Origin of the sequence: Kitasatospora sp. NPDC059795 (genome assembly GCF_042732175.1) — a bacterium.
Classification (GTDB): domain Bacteria; phylum Actinomycetota; class Actinomycetes; order Streptomycetales; family Streptomycetaceae; genus Kitasatospora.
In genome coordinates this window covers 212,703-229,419 of record NZ_JBHWID010000002.1, presented here as the reverse complement: position 1 = coordinate 229,419, position 16,717 = coordinate 212,703, and the positions used below count along the sequence as shown (strand labels likewise).

Sequence of the window (16,717 nt, the reverse complement as noted above, 5' to 3'; positions counted from 1 at the left end):
ACAGGATCGTCCCCAGGCCGCCAAGAAGTCTCCAGCGGCTTCGTTCTCGACTTTTTTCAGGCCGACCTGCCGTTGTACGGGGCATCGGGCTTTCCTTGCGGCCGATGCATTGACAGAGCCTGTCAATCCGGATTGACTCTGCATGTCAACTCGATGAGGCCCACGGAGGGCCCACCCAGGAAGGCACAGCCATGTCCAAGACTCTGATCGCCCGCCTCGCCGCCGTGCTCGCCGTGACCGCTCTCGCCCTGGCCTTCGGCCCGCTCGGCGCCGGTCAGGCCACCACGGTCAAGGCGGCTCCCGTGACCGTCGTCGTCTCCGACGACCCCGGCGCCGGCGGCTGCTGCTGACCTGCGGCGCCCGGACTCCCGGAAGCAGCCCACCAGCCCGGACCAGAAGGGATCCGCCATGCGCGTCTCGATCCTGACCAGGGAGTACCCGCCCGAGGTGTACGGCGGCGCCGGCGTCCACGCCACCGAACTCACCCGGGCGCTGCGCCGCCTCGCCGAGGTGAACGTCCACTGCTTCGGCGAACCCCGCGACGAGAAGGGCACCCGCGCCCACGCCGTCCCCGAGGCGCTGCGCGGCGCCAACCCCGCCCTCGGTTTCCTGGGCGCCGGCCTCGAAGCCGCGGCCGAGTGCGCCGACTCCGACCTGGTCCACAGCCACACCTGGTACGCCAACGGCGCCGGCCAGGTGGCCGGGGTGCTGCACGGCATCCCGCACGTGATGACCGCGCACAGCCTGGAACCGCTGCGGCCGTGGAAGGCCGAGCAGCTCGGCGGCGGCTACGCGCTCTCCTCCTGGCTGGAACGCACCGCCGCCCTGTCCGCGGACGCCGTCATCGCGGTCTCCCGGGCCATGCGTGAGGACGTGCTCGCGGTCTACCCCGAGATCACGCCCGAACGCGTCCACGTGATCCACAACGGGATCGACACCGACGCCTACCGGCCCGACCGCTCACCCGCGGTGCTGGAGCGGTTCGGCCTCGACCCGGACCGGCCGATCGTGCTCTTCGTCGGCCGGGTCACCCGCCAGAAGGGCCTGCCGCACCTGCTCCGGGCGGCCTTCGACCTCCGCCCGGAAGCCCAGCTGGTGCTCTGCTGCGGGCAGCCGGACACCCCCGAGATCGCCGCCGAGGTGGACACCCTGGTGGCCGATCTGATCCGGCGGCGCAGCGGCGTGGTCCGGATCGACGGGATGCTCGACCCACTGAGCGTGCGCCAACTGCTCAGCCACGCGGCGGTGTTCGTCTGCCCCTCGCTGTACGAGCCGATGGGCATCGTCAACCTGGAGGCGATGGCCTGCGAGACCGCCGTGGTGGCCACCGCGGTCGGCGGCATCCCCGAGGTGGTCGAGGACGGCCGCACCGGACTGCTGGTGCCGTACGAGCAGCGGGACGACGCCACCGGGGAGCCGGCCGACCCGGCCGCCCTGGCCCGCGGTCTCGCAGCAGCCGTCGACGCGCTGCTGGAGTCCCCGGGGACGGCCGAGAAGTTCGGTCTGGCCGGGCGGGAGCGGGCGGTCCGGGAGTTCTCCTGGGACCGGGTCGCCGAGCGCACCCTCGACGTCTACCGTGCGGTGCTGGCCGCCCGCTGACCGGTGCCGGAGCCGGTGCTCAGCCCGTCGGGGCGAGCACCGGCTCCGCCGCCGTGGCCCGCGGCCGCTCGCGCAGCAGCAGGAGCGCGGGCCCGGCCAGCACGGTGGCGGCGACCGCGACCACCAGCAGCGCCGCGTACAGCCGGGGGCTGATCAGGCCGGCCTGCTGGCCGGCGGTGAGCAGGACGAGTTCGGTCAGGCCCTTGGTGTTCATCAGGACGCCGAGGCGCAGGCTGTCCCGCCAGGGCAGCCCGCCGCGTCGCCCGACCGCGGCGCAGGGCAGGATCTTGGCCGCGGTCGAGACCGCGAGCACCGCCCCGACCAGGGCGAGGAAGCCGGGGTCGGTCAGTTCGGCGCCGAGGTCGACCTGCTGGCCGGCGCCGAGGAAGAAGCAGGGCAGCAGCACGGTGGACAGGGTGCCGAGGCCGGTGGCGGCGGTGGCCGGCAGCTCGCCGTGCGGGCCGCGGGCGGAAGGCCAGAGCAGGCCGAGCACCAGGCCGCCGAACAGCGTGTGCAGGCCGAGCGCGGAGGAGAGCGCGGCGGCCAGGCAGACCGCGCCGAGCAGCAGGGCGGCGCCGGGACGGGCGCCGGTCGCGACGCGGGCCGCGGTCCGGGACGCGTCGCGGCCGGCGCGGGCGCGGCGGCGGGCGAGCAGTCCGGCGCCCACGACGCCGGCCAGGGCGAGGGCCAGGTGGCCGGCCGGCAGGGTGCCGGCCAGCCAGAGGGAGAGGGCCAGCAGCGTCCAGCAGGCGCCGTCGCCGACGGCCGCGGCGGCCAGGCTGAGCCGGCCCTCGGGTGTCCCGTCCAGGCCGCGGTCGTGCAGGATCCGGGCCAGCACGGGCACGGCGGTGACGCCGAGCGCGGCGGCCAGGAAGACCGCGAAGGAGCCGGGCGAGCCGTGCGGCCCGACCCCGCCCGAACGGACCAGCCAGGGTGCGAGCGCGAGGCCGACCGCAGCCGGCACCGCCACCGACACCGCGGCCAGCGGCAGCGGCGAGCGGTGCCCGGCGCTCCGGCGGGTCCCGGCCTCCGCCGCGAGTTGCGCGCCGATCTCGAAGGCGTAGAGGGAGACGGCGAGTTGGGCGAGGCCGCCGAGGACGGTCAGCGGTGCGCCGGTGAACAGCTGTCGGTGCAGGTCGGGCAGGACGCGTCCGAGCAGGGTCGGTCCGAGCGCGATCCCGATCGCGATCTCGCCGATCACCGCCGGTTGGCCGAACCGCTGGGCGAGCCGGGCGGCGCCGAGGCTGAGGGCCAGGACGGCGGCGAGGGCGAGGAGGAGCCGGGTGGTGGGATCCAAGGACATCTGCAGCCCCCGATATTTACTTAAGGATTGACAGCCTGAAATCTAGGTCGTCACATCAAATGCTGTCGATGGACCGTCACAACCCGAACCGTACTGTGGAAAGTCGGCGCCGGGGTCGTCGGAGAACCGCGACCTGGATGATCTCCCGGGCCAGGTCAGGCGATCGTCGCGAGCCGGGGCGTACGCCGGTCGCACTCGCGGCGGACCCAGTGCGTCAGGGTGTCGTGGTTTCCGAGCCAGCGCAGGGCGAGCGGGCAGCGGGCGACCGGCTGCCAGTGGGCGGCGAGTTCGGCGAAGAAGGCGTCGTCGGCGCAGAGGCCGCCGGGGCGGTCGCCGAGGTGGATCAGGTGGTCGCCGCGGTAGGCGCGCAGGGCCTCCAGGGCCATCGGGTCGCGGTGCGGGGGCCAGATCAGGGCCAGCGCGCGGTCCGGGTGGGCGGCGGCGTCCTCGGCGGCCCGGCCGGGGCGGACGTCGGTCCAGCGGAACCGGTCGGTCCAGCCGTTGAGCTCGGTACGGGCCTCGGCGTCGGTGGCCAGCACGTCCACGCCGTGCTCCCGCAGCCGGGCGGCCCAGTAGCCGCTGCCGGCGCCGACCTCCAGCAGGCCCCGGCCGGCCAGCCGCTCGGCGATCCAGTCGAGGGCGGTCCGGGTGACGGGCGCCCAGCTGTAGATCCGGGACAGCTCCTGCCGGCGCGGCAGCGGCGGCCCGGCGTCCGCCGGGAGGTGGTCGAACACCTCGACGACGGTGCCGTGCGCGCTCTCCCGGCGCAGTGCCGGGTACCAGAGCAGCGGCACCATCTGCGGGTTGTGGACGGCGAATTCGACGTCCGATGCGGGCAGCAGCTCGGCGAGTTGGCGGAACGGCCGGCCCCAGCCGGGGTGGTGGAGCTCCCCGCGCTCGGCCCAGAGCCGGATCAGCCGCTCGGCGGTCTGCGCGACCAGCTGCGCCGCCGGGTCGTCGACTGCTGCCCGCACGGCGGGGTCAGAGCCCCATGTGGTCGGTGACGGCGAGCGCCATGTGGTCCGGCGTGACCAGCGCCATGTGGTCCGGCACCACGACGTCGCCGGCGGACTGCTGCACGTAGCCGTGCGCCTCGACGGCCACGCCGGCCGGGGCGACCGTCCACTCCACGGCGGAGCCGCCGACGACGGCCGCGGCGGCCAGCGCGGTGGTGGCGGCGGCGATCAGGGCGGATTGACGAGTGGTCAGTTCCATTGCGGTACCCCCAGATTGAGCATCGATGATGATCGCCATGCTAGGCGGCGGCCCGTCCGTGATCAATCCATTTCTTGAACGAACCGTTCAACACATCCCATTGACGCCCGCTGGTTCATCACCGCATGCTGTCCCCATGACCGACACCTCCCCGCAGTCCGCCGACCCGTTCGCCCTGCCGGATCCGGAGGCCGCCCGGACGCAGCGTGTCTACGCCTCGCTGTTCCGGATCGCCGAGCGCCACGCCGCCACCGACGGGCAGCGCCGCCGCCAGACCAACCCGGCCATGGTCGCCCCGCACGAGGCCGTCCGCCTGGTCGCCTTCCTGCTCAGCGGCGCCGCCCTCGCCGAGGACGGCGAACCCGAGGTCGACCGCGCCGACCTGACGGCCGCCCTCACCCTGCTCCCCCTGGTCCGCGCCGAACTCGACGAACTGGAGGCCGGCCTGCTCACCATGGCCCGCGGCCGCGGCATGACCTGGCAGGACATCGCCTTCGGCCTCGGCCTCGGCACCCCCCAGGCCGCCCGCCAGCGCCACGAACGCCTCAACGACCGCACCGCCACCACCGACCGGCCCTGACGGCGGCGGTCCCGGAAAAGCCCGAAGGCCCCCACCCGGCGGGGGTGGGGGCCTTGGTCAACCGATTGCTGTACTCCGCCCGGCGGCAAGGCCGGCTGAGCACCACGGAGGACGTGGTCCGGCGACGTTGCCGGGCGGAGGGCCTCCGACTCATCGACCCGAAAAGACGGGTCGGCCGCTTACTTGCTGGAGGCGAGTTCCTTCTTGGGCTCGGCCGCGGCGGCGGGCTTCGGCGGAGCGGTCGCCTCCTGGAAGGCGTCGAACGGCTTCTCCATCTCGGAGAGACCGACGGTCTCGCGCTTGAGGAACATCGCCAGCGTCCAGTCGGTGAAGACCCGGACCTTGCGGTTCATGGTGGGGACCATCGCGCCGTGGTACAGGCGGTGGAAGTACCAGGCGAGGCGGCCCTTGAGCTTGACCTTGCCGAACAGGATCGCCACACCCTTGTGCAGGCCGAGGCCGGCCACCGCACCGAGGTTCTTGTGCTTGTACTCGGCCTGCGGGAAGCCGCGCATGCCGGCCACCACGTTGTCACCGAGGACGGCGGCCTGACGGACCGCGTGCTGCGCGTTCGGCGGGCACCAGGCGCCCTCACCGGCGGCCAGGTCGGGGACCTGGGCGTTGTCGCCGGCCGCCCACACGTAGTCGAAGCCCTGGACCTGCAGGGTCGGCCTGGTGTCGACGTGGCCGCGCGGGCCGAGCGGCAGACCGAAGCGGTTGACGATCGGGTTCGGCTTCACGCCGGCGGTCCACACGATGGTGGAGGCGTCGAACTCCATGCCGTTCTTCAGCACCACGTGCTGGTCGACGCAGGAGTCCATCGAGGTCTCGATGTAGACCTCGATGTTGCGCTCCTCCAGGCGGCCCTTGGTCCACAGACCCAGGTCGGGGCCCATCTCGGGGAGGATGCGGTTGGCCGCCTCCACCACGACGAAGCGCATGTCGTCGCGGCTGACGGTCTTGTAGATCTTGGCGGCGTCGCGCGCCATGTCCTCGACCTCGGCCACCGTCTCGATGCCGGCGAAGCCGCCGCCGATGACGACGAAGGTCAGCGCCTTGCGGCGGACGTCCTCGTCGGTGGTCGACTCGGCCTTGTCCAGCTGCGCCATGACGTGGTTGCGGAGGCTGATCGCCTCTTCCACCGTCTTCATGCCGATGCCGTGCTCCGCCAGGCCCGGGATCGGGAAGGTGCGGGAGACCGAGCCGGTCGCCACGACCAGGTACTCGAAGGGCAGTTCGTAGGCGTCGCCGGCCGCAGGCTGGATGGTGGCGACCTTACGGGCGTGGTCCACCTCGGTCACGTGACCGGTGAGCACCTCCGCCTTCTTCAGGGCGCTGCGCAGGGGCGCGACGAGGTTGCGGGGGGCGACGTTGCCGCCGGCCGCCTCCGGGAGGAAGGGCAGGTACGTCATGTACGACCGCGGGTCGACGACCGTGACGGTCGCTTCGCCGTAGCGCATCTTCTTGAGGATGCGCATCGCGGCATACAGGCCGACGTAACCACCGCCGACAATGAGGATGCGAGGACGCTCCGTGGTGCTCATATCCGAAAGTATCCACCCCCGCCTGACGGACCATTCGTGAGGCCCATCACAAGCTCCTGGACACCGGCTGCTACACTGCGCGCCCACACTTCCGGCCCCGGACCTTCTCCCGACCCCCGCCGACCGCCTTCGGTGACCGCCGAGGCACTCGGTGCCGCGCTGAGCAGCAACGATCCTTGCGGCGCACGGGTTCCCGAGTGCCCTTTCGATTTCTTCGGCGTGAACCGCAGGTTGCCTGCGATCCCATGAACCACCCACCCCGAGCGCCTTCGGTCCCACATATCGGACGGACCGGACACCCCGCTGGGCCGAAAGGCCCGATCGTCATGTGAAGAAATTCACGAAGCTTCTTGCCGGGACCCGCCGGGAGGCCCGCGCCGGGCCTCCCGGGGCGCCCGGGTCAGGCGATCGACCAGGCGATGCCGTCGAGGATGTCGTGCTCGGAGACCAGCAGCTCGGCGGCCCCGGTGCACTCCATGATCTCCAGCAGGACGAGTGCGCCGGCCGCGATCACGTCGACCCGGCCGGGGTGCATCACGGGGACGGTGGCCCGCTCGGCGTGCGAGGAGTGCAGCAGCCACTGGGCGGTCTCGCGGACCTGCTCGACGGTCAGCACCGCGTGGTGGATCTGCTCGGAGTCGTAGCCGGGCAGCTCCAGCGCGATCCCGGCGACCGTGGTGACGGTGCCGGCCAGGCCGACCAGGGTGGCGCCCTCGGTCAGCGGGACGCTCTTCCCGACGGTGTCCAGCGCGGCCCGGATGTCGGCCCGCGCGGCGGCGATCTGCTCCTCGGTGGGCTGCCCGCCGGCGAAGTGGCGCTCCGTCATCCGCACGCAGCCGATGTCCATCGAGTACGCGGCCCGGACGTCCTGCTCGCCGAGCACGAACTCGGTGGAGCCGCCGCCCAGGTCGAACACCAGGTACGGCGGGCGGTGCGGGCCGCCGAGCAGCTCGCGGGTGGCGCCGGTGAAGGACAGCCGGGCCTCCTCGTCGCCGCTGACCACGCTCGGGGTGATGCCGAGGATCTCCTTGACGCCCGCGGTGAACTCGGCGGCGTTCTCGGCGTCCCGGGAGGCCGAGGTGGCGACCATCCGGATCCGCTCCGGGCCGACGCCGTACGCGGCGATGACCTCCGCGTACTCGCGGCAGGCCGCGAAGGTGCGGTCCAGCGCCTCGGGGTGCAGCCGGCCGGTCCGGTCGACGCCCTGGCCGAGCCGGACGATCAGCATCCGGCGGTCCAGGTCGACGATCTCGCCGGTCTCCGGGTCCAGGTCGGCGATCAGCAGGCGGATCGAGTTGGTGCCGCAGTCGATCGCGGCGACCCGGGTGGTGGTCACGACTCGTCACCCTCCTCGGCCAGGCGGGCGGCGCGCTCGGCCCGCTCGGCGGTCAGCGCCTCCTTGGCGGCGATCGTCGCGGCGTGGTCCTCGGCCTTGGCGCGGTTGCGGACGACCCGCTCACCGGCGGCCTCGACCTCGGCCGGGCTGACGCACGGGCCCTTGGCCCACCAGTCCTCCAGCATGCCGATCGCCTCGTCGCCGAGCGGGTTGACGCCCTCGCCGGCCGCCAGCGAGTGGCCGACCAGCACGTGCAGGCACTTGACCCGGTCGGGCATGCCGCCGGCGCTGGGGAAGCCCTCCAGCACCTCGATGGCGTCCCGGCGGGCGATGTAGTCCTCGTGCGCGGCCCGGTACGCGGCGGCGAGCTCCGGGTCCTCGGCGAGCCGGGCGGTCTGCTCCTTCATCACGCCGTCCGCCTCCAGGGTGCCGATCAGCGAGGCGGCCTTGGGGCAGGTCAGGTAGTAGAGCGTCGGGAACGGCGTGCCGTCGGGCAGCCGGGGCGCGGTCTCCACCACGTCCGGGTTGCCGCACGGGCAGCGGTGGGCGACGGCGCGCAGCCCGCGCGGCACCCGGCCGAGCTGGGCGGCGATGGCGGCGACGTCGTTGTCGGAGACGAGAGGGTTCTGGTTGCTCATCAGCAGTCTGTTCGTCAGGTGGGGGGGCGGGTGGGGTGGCGGAGCTCAGGGAGCGGCGGGCGGGGCGGCGAGCGCGGTGTCGGCGGCGTCCACCGAGTCCCAGAACGCGCTGTACCAGGGACGGGCGGCCTTCGGCTTGCCGGCGGCGTCCGTGGAGGACTGCTTGTCGCCCGGCGCGGGCGGCGGGGCGACCGAGACGAACGGGGTCTCGCCCGGCAGCGCGTAGTGCAGCCGTTCCCGGGCCTGGGCCTTCAGGTACTCCGGGTCCTGCCAGCGGGCCTTCGCCCGGCGCAGCTCGTCGACCTGCTGGCGGGCGTGTTCGGCCTTGGCCCGCTGATCGGCGATCTCCGCGCGCTGCGCGATGTACTGCCGGGTCGGGTAGGCGAGTATCGCCACCAGCGAGCACAGGACGAGCACCAGCACGGTGGCCCGGCTGGTGAAGCGCGGGCGCGCCGCCAGTCCGGGAATCCTCCACTTGGCCATCTGGTCGCCCCTCCTGCGCATGCCGGTGCCCCGGCCCCACCCTACGCGGTGGAGGCCGGGGCACCGGTCACAACAGGCTCGGCGCTGTTCAGCCCTTGCTGTGCTTACTTGTCCGCAGAACGGCTGTGCTTACTTGTCCGCAGAGCGGAACCGGGGGAACGCCCCGCGGCCGGCGTACTCCGCGGCGTCGTCGAGGATCTCCTCGATGCGCAGCAGCTGGTTGTACTTGGCGACGCGCTCGGAGCGGGCCGGGGCGCCGGTCTTGATCTGGCCGCAGTTGGTGGCGACGGCGAGGTCGGCGATGGTGACGTCCTCGGTCTCGCCGGAGCGGTGCGACATCATGCAGCGGTAGCCGTTGCGCTGGGCCAGCTCGACGGCGTCCAGGGTCTCGGTGAGCGAGCCGATCTGGTTGACCTTCACCAGCAGCGCGTTGGCGGTGCCGGTCTCGATGCCCTTGCGCAGGCGCTCCGGGTTGGTGACGAACAGGTCGTCGCCGACCAGCTGGACCTTGTCGCCCAGCTTGTCGGTGATGGCCTTCCAGCCGTCCCAGTCGGACTCGTCCAGCGGGTCCTCGATGGAGACCAGCGGGTAGTCGGCGACCAGCTCGGCGTAGTACGCGATCAGGTCGGCGGCCGACAGGGCCTTGCCCTCGAACTGGTAGGCGCCGTCCTTGTAGAACTCGGACGCGGCGACGTCCAGGGCGAGCGCGACGTCCTTGCCCGGGGTGTAGCCGGCCTTCTTGATGGCCTCGGTGATGAGGTCGAGGGCCTCGCGGTTGGAGTCCAGGTTCGGGGCGAAGCCGCCCTCGTCGCCCAGGCCGGTGGACAGCCCGCGCTCCTTCAGCACGCCCTTGAGGGTGTGGTAGACCTCGACGCCCCAGCGGACGGCCTCGGAGAAGGACTCCGCGCCGATCGGGGCGATCATGAACTCCTGGATGTCGACGTTGGAGTCCGCGTGCGAGCCGCCGTTGAGGATGTTCATCATCGGGACGGGCAGCACGTGGGCGTTCGGGCCGCCCAGGTAGCGGAACAGCGGCAGGTCGCTGGCCTCGGAGGCGGCGTGCGCGACGGCCAGCGAGACGCCGAGGATGGCGTTGGCGCCGAGCGAGGACTTGTCCGGGGTGGCGTCCAGGTCGAGCATGGCCTGGTCGATCAGCCGCTGCTCGGTGGCGTCGTAGCCGACCAGCTCCGGGCCGATCTGCTCGATGACGGCGAGGACGGCCTTCTCGACGCCCTTGCCGAAGTAGCGGTTCTTGTCGCCGTCGCGGAGCTCCAGCGCCTCGAAGGCGCCGGTGGAGGCGCCCGACGGGACAGCCGCACGACCGGTGCTGCCGTCGTCGAGACCGACCTCGACCTCGACCGTGGGGTTGCCGCGGGAGTCGAGGATCTCACGGGCTACGACGACATCAATGGACGGCACGAGGCATCTCCTAGCGGAAGCGGATGTGTGGTCGTTACGCCCAGAGCCTAGCCGCAGACCTGCCCACGGCCACGCCCGGCCGGGCCCCGTCTCACCGTGTGGCCCGGCTACTCACTGGTAGTTCACCTGTTTGCCCGCCGACGGACCGCCCCGGGCGGCGCGAACTGCTCGGCGCGCGCCCGGAGCGGACGGATCGTCAGACGGATCGGGGGCCCGGACCGGCGGTCAGAGCGAGAGCACCTGGCCGGGGACGATCAGGTCGGGGTTGGCGCCGACCACGTCCCGGTTCGTCTTGAACAGCTGCTCCCAGCCGCCGGAGACGTTCCGCGCGCCGGCGATCCCGGACAGCGTGTCGCCCTGCTGCACGGTGTACGTCCCGGCGGCCTGCGCGGAGGTGGCCGGCTTCGGGGACTTGTAGCCCTGCTGCGGCGTCTGCGTCTTCGGGGCCTGCTGCTGCGCCTTCGACTGCGACGTGGTCGGCTTGGCCGACTTCTGCTGGGGCGCGTCCTGCCGCTGCTGCGAGCGGGAGGCGGTGTCCTGGGAGCTGCTGCCGCCGCCCTTGGTCAGGCCGGCCTTGGCCGAGCAGACCGGCCAGGCGCCGGGGCCCTGGGAGGCGAGCACCCGCTCGGCGACCGCGATCTGCTGGGAGCGGCTGGCCTGGTCGGCGCGGGACGCGTACTGCCCGCCGCCGTAGGCGCGCCAGGTGGAGGAGGAGAACTGGAGGCCGCCGTAGTACCCGTTGCCGGTGTTGATCGACCAGTTGCCGCCGCTCTCGCACTGGGCGACGCGGTCCCAGGTGTCGACGGGCGCGGCCGCCGCTCCGGTGGCGGACAGCAGGGGCAGGGCCAGGCCGACGGAGGCGACGCCGGCGGCGGCGACGACCTTCTCGGTCTTGGTGCTACGTCGGTGGCGGCCGGTACCGGTGAACAGCATGGGACTTCCTCTCCGCACGCCTGCGAGGTGAGCTGTCGGGTTCGGACCGGGAGGCTGGCCCGGCCGCCGGGGAGGGGGGACGCGACTGCGTCCGCTCCCGGGCGGCTTCACCCCAAGCCGTCGAGACTGCTACGGCGTTCACACCTGGGTCCCCCGCTCCTGTCCGAGTTCCTGGTCGGTGTCCCGAGGTCGCGGCGGACAGGACTCGGCGTGCCGCGTTCGGGGCCCACGGCTGCGGGCAGATCGGAGAGTAAGCAGAGCTGATGAACAATCACAAGCTCATATCACCGACATCACGCCGAAATTACGGACCTTCACTTTCTGCACACAAATCGTCCATGTATGTCCGGATTGCCCCTGACGGGGGCGCACCACGCGCCCCCGCTAGGCCAGTTGGGGGTTCCGGGCGGACGCTGGGCGGCTGCGGTCGAAACCGGGTCAGCGGGGCGTGAAGGAGACCGGGAGTTCGCGCAGCCCGCGCATGATCAGCCCGCCGCGCCAACGGAGTTCGGCGGGATCGGCCGCCAACTGGAGGTCCGGCAGCCGTGTCAGCAGTGTGCCGATCGCGCGCTGCCCCTCCAGCCGGGCCAGCGGCGCGCCGATGCAGTAGTGGATGCCGTGTCCGAAACCGAGGTGCGGATTGTCCGCGCGGGCCAGATCCAGGGTGTTCTCCGCGGCGAAACGCGCCGGGTCGCGGTCGGCGGCGGCGAGCACCACCAGCACCGGATCGCCCACCGGGATGTCCACCCCGCCGATGCTCAGAGGGCGGGTGGCGAACCGCCAGGTCGCCAGCTCCACCGGCCCGTCGTAGCGCAGCAGTTCCTCGATGCCGGTCTCCAGCAGGCCGGACTCGCCGCGCCCCAACGACTCCTGGAGCAGGGCGCGTTGGCCCGGGTTGCGGAACAGCGCGTAAAGCCCGTTCCCGACCAGGTTGATGGTGGTCTCGAAGCCGGCGAACAGCAGGATGAAGGCCATCGCCGCGGCCTCGTTCTCGGTCAGGTGCTCGCCGTGGTCACCGGCCCGGATCAGGCCGGAGATCAGGTCGTCGCCGAGGTCCGCGCGCTTGCGGTGGATGAGGTCGGCCAGGTAGCCGCGGATCTGCTTGACCGCGCGGCCCACACCCCCGCGCTTGCCTCCGGTGTGCCGAATCATCATGCCGGCCCAGTCCCGCAGCTCGTCCTGGTCCTCGGCGGGGACGCCCAGCAGGTCGCAGATCGCGTAGATCGGCAGCGGGAAGGCGAACTCGTGGATCAGGTCGGCCTCGCCGCGCTCCGCGAAGGAGTCGATCAGGCGGTCGGTGAGCTGCTGCACCCGCGGTTCGAACTCGGCGACCCGGCGCGGCGTGAACGCCTTCGACACCAGGCGGCGCAGCCGGGTGTGGTCCGGCGGGTCGATGTTCAGCAGGTGGGTCATCAGGTCGGCCTGCCGCTCGCCGGGGATGCCCACCCGGCCGGTGCGGTGCGCCTGTTCGCTGTGGTGCGCCGGGTTCTTGGAGAGCCGGGGGTCGGCCAGCGCCTGCCGGGCGTCCGCGTACCGGGTGACCAGCCAGGCCTCCACCCCGCTGGGCAGCGTGGTGCGGTGCACCGGGGAGTGTTCCCGCAGCCAGGCGTACGCGGGGTACGGGTCGGCCGCGAACTCCCAGGTGAAGAGTTGCGGATGGGTGGCGTGGGGCTGATCTGGCATGTCTTGACCGTATCTGGAACCGGCGTCGCGTGAGTCTGGTCACCTGACGGGTAATTCCTGTTGCGGAGCGTCGGGGCGAGCCTACGATCCTCCGATGAACCACAGTGGGCGGCGTGCGGACCGCCCCGGTTTCGCTCTGAAAGGGGAGCAGGCCATGCGAGTAGCCGGTGCAGTGGTGGTCATCGCGGTGCTCGACGGGGGCGAGGGGGCCGACCTGGCCCGCCGGTTCTCCGCCGCCGGCGCCGCCGGTCTGCTCATCGCCGATCTCCGCCCGGGCGTCGCGGAGGACCTGGCCGCCGAACTCGACCGTCCCGGCTGCCCGGTGGTCGGGGTGTCCGGCGACGTGCACCACCCGGCGGACATCGCGGCGCTGGTCGACACCGCCGTCAAGCACCTCGGCCCGATCGACCTGTTCGCGGTGGCCGGCCCGGACGGCGAGCGGATCGTCCAACTCTCCGAGCTGCCCGGGCACTTGGACCCGCTGGCGGAGCTGCTGGCGCTGGTCGGCGAGGCGATCGGCGAGGTCGTGCCGGCCCAGCGGCGCCCGGTGTCGGACGTCCCGCTGGCCGGCTGACGACGCCCGTCAGTCCGTCTCGGGCAGGCCCTCGGCGGCCCGCACCGCGCGGCGGTAGCGGCGGGCCGCCGCCCGCAGTGCCGCGTCCACGTCGACGCCCTGGTCGTAGCCGCGCTGTGCGACCGCCAGCAGCAGGTCCCCGGCGGACTCGGGGGTGAGCTCGGCGGGGAGCTCGTACGGCGCGTCCGGCACTCCGGTGAACCGGGCGCGGCGCACCCGGGAGACCAGCTTGGCCGCGTAGGCCAGCGCGGGCAGGCCCGCGGGGACGCCGTCCAGGACCGATTCGCGCTGCTTCTCGGCGGCCTTCAGCTGCTCCCAGTTGGCCTCGGTCTCGGCGGAGTCGCGGACGCTGACGTCGCCGAAGACGTGCGGGTGGCGGTACATCAGCTTCTCGACGATGTCGCCCGCCACGTCGTCGATCGAGAACGGGTCCTCGGCGTGCTCCTCGGCGATCCGGGAGTGGAAGAGGACCTGGAGCAGCACGTCGCCGAGCTCCTCGCGGAGGGTCGGCCGATCGTCCTCCTCGATCGCCTCGACGAGTTCGAAGGCCTCCTCGACCAGGTACTTCACCAGGCTCTCGTGGGTCTGCTCGGCGTCCCACGGGCAGCCGCCGGGCGAGCGCAGGCGGTCCATCACCGAGACCAGGTCGAGCAGCCGGGCGCCGGGCAGGTCGTACGAGCCGGGCAGGACCTCGATCTCCGGGTGCTCGCCGGCCTCCTCCACCGCGATCCGGGCCAGCGCGTCGGTCAGCCCGGGGTCGCCGTCCGGGCTCTCCAGCCACACGGCGGGGGCCTCGGCGAGCAGCTGCCGGGCCAGCGCCGGGGCGGTGCCGCGTTCGATCAGCCGGGGCTCGACACCGGCGGCGCGCAGCGCGGGCAGCTGCGGGTGGTCGGCGGCGCCGACCAGCACCGCGGGCGCCGAGCGGAGGGCCTCCCAGGCGGGCCAGGAGAGCAGGCCGGGGGCGATGCGGTGGGTGGTGGTGAGCAGGATCAGCTTCGGAGTGTCCACGCCACCGAACCTACAACGAGCGTCCCCGCGGCCGACGAGCGCTTTTCTCCCGGGGCGGGCGTCACGCCGCGGGCTGGACCATGAGCTGGCGGGTGACGGCCAGCAGGTCGGCGGGGGTCAGTTCGGCCAGCAGCGTGGTGGCGTGCTCGATCAGCGCGGCGGCGGCCCCGGTGAGCGCGGCGTCGTCCAGCGGGCGGCCCGGCAGCGGGAGTCCCTCGGCGAGCATGCTCTGCACGACGGTGTACAGGTTGGCGCTGGCGGCCTCCCTGATGGTCAGCGAGAGGTGGGTGGACGGCGCGCCGTCCTCGGCGCGGGCGCGGTGCGCGTACCCGCGCGGCACGTACAGCACCTCGCCCGGGTGCAGCACGGTGTCGAGCAGCACCTCGCCGGGGTCGCCGTCCTCCCGATCGGGCACCCAGTTGCCGTCGGCGGGGCCGCCGTGCACCCACCAGCGCTTGGCGCCGGAGATCTGCACCACCAGCACGTCCGCGTCGTCGCGGTGCACCGGGCGGCCCTGGGTGCCGGGCGGGGTGTGGAACCAGAACGCCTCGACGTGCCGGCCGATCTCGGCGGCCAGGCCGCGGGCCAGGGCGCGGACCCCCTGGTGCCACTGGTCGACGTAGCGCAGCAGGAGCGTCGCCTGCTCGTCGCGGATCAGCGCCCGCACGGCCGCGGCGTCGGCGTACCCGCCGACCACCTCGCCGAGCACCACCCGGGGCAGGCAGAACCGTTCGGCGGGCAGGTGGGCGTCGCGCTGGACCAGGCCCAGGTAGGGGACCTTCAGCAGGCCGTGGTCGAGCAGCCGGTCGAGTTCGGCGGCGGGCAGCACGTCCACCGGCGGGTTCTCGGGGTGCAGCACGGCCGGGGTGGTGCGCCACAGCTCGGTGCGGAACTGCTCCTCGTCCGCGACGAAGCGGCTCAGCCAGGTCTCGGTCATGGTCGGGTCTCCTCCGGTGCGGTGCGATGCGATGCCGGTGCGATGCGATGCCGGTGCGGTGCGGTGCCGGTGCGTTCGGGTGGTGGGCTCAGGCGGTGGGGCGGCTGCTGTACGCGGCGCGGCGGGCGGCGGACACCAGCTCGGCGGGGTCGGCGGCGGCGACCCGGGTGCGCAGGTGGTCGAGGAGCTGGGCGCTGGCGGCCAGCAGCTCGTCCTCGTCGCGGGGGCGGGCGGGCAGTTCGAGGCCCTCGGCGAGCAGGGCGCGCAGCTGGGTGCGCAGGTGGACGGCGCAGGCCTCGCGGAGCGCGACGGTCAGGTGCAGCGAGGGGCCGTCCTCGGTGGCGCGGGCGGTGTGGGCGTAGCCGTTGGGCACGTACAGCACCTCGCCGGGGTGGACGACGGTGTCCAGCAGGACCGGTCCGGGGTTCTCCTCGCGGACGGGCTGCCAGTTCGGGTCGGTCGGGCCGCCGTAGACCTGCCAGTGCTTGCTGCCGCTGAGCTGGAGGACCAGGATGTCGCCCTCGTCGCGGTGCACCGGTCCGTGCCGGGCGGGCTGCGAGTAGAACAGGAACGCCTCGGTGAGCCGGCCGAGGCTCTCGGAGAGGCCGGCGGTGAGGGCGCGCACGCCGGGGTGCCAGTGGTTGAGGTAGCGCAGTTGCAGGGTGGCGTTGCGGTCGCGGATCAGCGCCCGGACCCGCTCCGGGTCGAGGCAGCCCTCCAGGGTGTGGCCGGCGATCACCCGCGGCGGGCAGTACTCGGACTCCGGCACGGTGCCTTCGGCGGTGAACAGGCCGCCGTACGGGTTGCGCAGCGTGCCCTCGTCGATGATGTCGAACAGCCCCTGCACGGTGAGCACGTCGGTGGGCGGGTCGGCGGGACGGAGCACCACCGGGCCCTGGCGCCAGTGCTCGCGCAGGAAGGTCTCGGGGTCGTCGACGCAGCGGGCCAGCCAGTCCATGGCGGTGTTCCTCTCCGGTTTCCGGGCGGGGCGGGCGAGTTGGGGGGACGCGGGGCGCCGGCGGCAGTGCGGCCGGCGCCCCGGGAGGGACTGCGGTGGGTCAGATGACGTCGGGGTAGCAGCCGCCGCACGCGTCGGGGGTGACGTGACCGGCGGTCACACTGGACACGGTCGCGGCCTGCGCCGAAGCGGCCGGCGCGAAGACCGCACCACCCACGGCAGCGGCCACGGCCACCGACAGCGCGGCCTGACGGGCCATCGCGGCGAACTTCGACGAGGACTCGGTGCTCTGAACACCCATGACAGGGCTCCTTCTTGAGAGGGGGACGGTTCGGGCTTCGGTGCGGTGGATCAGATGACGTCGGGGTAGCAGCCGCCGCACGCGTCGGGGGTGACGTGACCGGCGGTCACGCTGGACACGGTCGCGGCCTGCGCCGAAGCGGCCGGCGCGAAGACCGCACCACCCACGGCAGCGGCCACGGCCACCGACAGCGCGGCCTGACGGGC

17 protein-coding genes, 1 pseudogene and 1 riboswitch are annotated in these 16,717 nt (G+C 73.0%); of the genes and pseudogenes, 4 read left to right on the top strand and 14 right to left on the bottom strand.

The annotated features are described in order from the left end of the window. The first annotated feature begins 191 nt into the window (after nucleotides 1–191). Both ACFV4P_RS04995 and glgA read left to right on the top strand, forming a co-directional pair. Nucleotides 192–350, top strand: a complete 159-nt coding sequence (locus ACFV4P_RS04995; protein WP_380467484.1) for a hypothetical protein — start codon at nucleotides 192–194, stop codon at nucleotides 348–350. A 58-nt stretch (nucleotides 351–408) separates the two neighbouring features. After that, the gene (glgA, locus tag ACFV4P_RS04990) at nucleotides 409–1,599 is read left to right on the top strand and encodes a glycogen synthase (protein ID WP_380467482.1); all 1,191 of its coding nucleotides are present in this window, start codon (nucleotides 409–411) and stop codon (nucleotides 1,597–1,599) included. Between the two features lie 19 nt (nucleotides 1,600–1,618). Here glgA and ACFV4P_RS04985 read toward each other — a convergent pair whose 3' ends face one another. The 3 genes from ACFV4P_RS04985 to ACFV4P_RS04975 form a co-directional block, all read right to left on the bottom strand. Further along, nucleotides 1,619–2,902 carry a cation:proton antiporter gene (locus tag ACFV4P_RS04985; RefSeq protein WP_380467480.1) on the bottom strand — a complete coding sequence of 428 codons (1,284 nt, stop codon included), beginning with the start codon at nucleotides 2,900–2,902 and terminating at the stop codon, nucleotides 1,619–1,621. Nucleotides 2,903–3,057: 155 nt separating this feature from the next. Next, a complete protein-coding gene (locus ACFV4P_RS04980; protein WP_380467478.1) occupies nucleotides 3,058–3,876 on the bottom strand; it encodes a hypothetical protein in 819 nt (272 codons plus the stop codon). Between the two features lie 7 nt (nucleotides 3,877–3,883). Then, nucleotides 3,884–4,117: a hypothetical protein gene (locus ACFV4P_RS04975; RefSeq protein WP_380467476.1), complete on the bottom strand. Its 234-nt coding sequence runs from the start codon at nucleotides 4,115–4,117 to the stop codon at nucleotides 3,884–3,886. A 136-nt stretch (nucleotides 4,118–4,253) separates the two neighbouring features. Here ACFV4P_RS04975 and ACFV4P_RS04970 point away from each other — a divergent pair, with 136 nt between their 5' ends. After that, complete coding sequence (locus ACFV4P_RS04970; RefSeq protein ID WP_380467474.1) at nucleotides 4,254–4,697, top strand: DNA-binding protein; 444 nt, start codon at nucleotides 4,254–4,256, stop codon at nucleotides 4,695–4,697. Between the two features lie 179 nt (nucleotides 4,698–4,876). Here ACFV4P_RS04970 and ACFV4P_RS04965 read toward each other — a convergent pair whose 3' ends face one another. The 7 genes and pseudogenes from ACFV4P_RS04965 to ACFV4P_RS04935 all read right to left on the bottom strand — a co-directional run bounded on the left by ACFV4P_RS04965 (nucleotide 4,877) and on the right by ACFV4P_RS04935 (nucleotide 12,733). After that, nucleotides 4,877–6,241: an NAD(P)/FAD-dependent oxidoreductase gene (locus tag ACFV4P_RS04965; RefSeq protein WP_380467472.1), complete on the bottom strand. Its 1,365-nt coding sequence runs from the start codon at nucleotides 6,239–6,241 to the stop codon at nucleotides 4,877–4,879. A 400-nt stretch (nucleotides 6,242–6,641) separates the two neighbouring features. Further along, nucleotides 6,642–7,577: an exopolyphosphatase gene (locus ACFV4P_RS04960; protein WP_380467470.1), complete on the bottom strand. Its 936-nt coding sequence runs from the start codon at nucleotides 7,575–7,577 to the stop codon at nucleotides 6,642–6,644. A gap of 125 nt (nucleotides 7,578–7,702) precedes the next feature. After that, nucleotides 7,703–8,215, bottom strand: a pseudogene (locus tag ACFV4P_RS04955) (DUF501 domain-containing protein); the annotation flags it as partial. Between the two features lie 45 nt (nucleotides 8,216–8,260). Then, entirely contained in the window at nucleotides 8,261–8,698 is a 438-nt protein-coding gene (locus ACFV4P_RS04950; protein ID WP_241844387.1) for a septum formation initiator family protein, read from the bottom strand. A gap of 129 nt (nucleotides 8,699–8,827) precedes the next feature. Continuing rightward, nucleotides 8,828–10,117, bottom strand: a complete 1,290-nt coding sequence (eno, locus tag ACFV4P_RS04945; protein WP_380467468.1) for a phosphopyruvate hydratase — start codon at nucleotides 10,115–10,117, stop codon at nucleotides 8,828–8,830. A 225-nt stretch (nucleotides 10,118–10,342) separates the two neighbouring features. Continuing rightward, a complete protein-coding gene (locus ACFV4P_RS04940) occupies nucleotides 10,343–11,050 on the bottom strand; it encodes a transglycosylase family protein (protein WP_380467466.1) in 708 nt (235 codons plus the stop codon). 3 nt (nucleotides 11,051–11,053) lie between these two features. Then, nucleotides 11,054–11,237, bottom strand: a riboswitch (cyclic di-AMP (ydaO/yuaA leader). A 251-nt stretch (nucleotides 11,238–11,488) separates the two neighbouring features. Further along, nucleotides 11,489–12,733: a cytochrome P450 gene (locus ACFV4P_RS04935; RefSeq protein ID WP_380467464.1), complete on the bottom strand. Its 1,245-nt coding sequence runs from the start codon at nucleotides 12,731–12,733 to the stop codon at nucleotides 11,489–11,491. Nucleotides 12,734–12,887: 154 nt separating this feature from the next. On the opposite strand from ACFV4P_RS04935, the gene ACFV4P_RS04930 reads away from it, so the two are divergent. After that, complete coding sequence (locus tag ACFV4P_RS04930) at nucleotides 12,888–13,307, top strand: SDR family NAD(P)-dependent oxidoreductase (RefSeq protein WP_380467462.1); 420 nt, start codon at nucleotides 12,888–12,890, stop codon at nucleotides 13,305–13,307. Between the two features lie 9 nt (nucleotides 13,308–13,316). On the opposite strand, the gene ACFV4P_RS04925 is transcribed toward ACFV4P_RS04930, so the two are convergent. The 4 genes from ACFV4P_RS04925 to ACFV4P_RS04910 all read right to left on the bottom strand — a co-directional run bounded on the left by ACFV4P_RS04925 (nucleotide 13,317) and on the right by ACFV4P_RS04910 (nucleotide 16,511). After that, complete coding sequence (locus ACFV4P_RS04925) at nucleotides 13,317–14,315, bottom strand: MazG family protein (protein WP_380467460.1); 999 nt, start codon at nucleotides 14,313–14,315, stop codon at nucleotides 13,317–13,319. Nucleotides 14,316–14,376: 61 nt separating this feature from the next. After that, a complete protein-coding gene (locus tag ACFV4P_RS04920) occupies nucleotides 14,377–15,252 on the bottom strand; it encodes a JmjC domain-containing protein (RefSeq protein WP_380467458.1) in 876 nt (291 codons plus the stop codon). Between the two features lie 88 nt (nucleotides 15,253–15,340). Next, nucleotides 15,341–16,210 carry a JmjC domain-containing protein gene (locus ACFV4P_RS04915; RefSeq protein ID WP_380467456.1) on the bottom strand — a complete coding sequence of 290 codons (870 nt, stop codon included), beginning with the start codon at nucleotides 16,208–16,210 and terminating at the stop codon, nucleotides 15,341–15,343. Nucleotides 16,211–16,310: 100 nt separating this feature from the next. Beyond that, entirely contained in the window at nucleotides 16,311–16,511 is a 201-nt protein-coding gene (locus ACFV4P_RS04910; protein ID WP_380467454.1) for a hypothetical protein, read from the bottom strand. Nucleotides 16,512–16,717 lie beyond the last annotated feature (206 nt).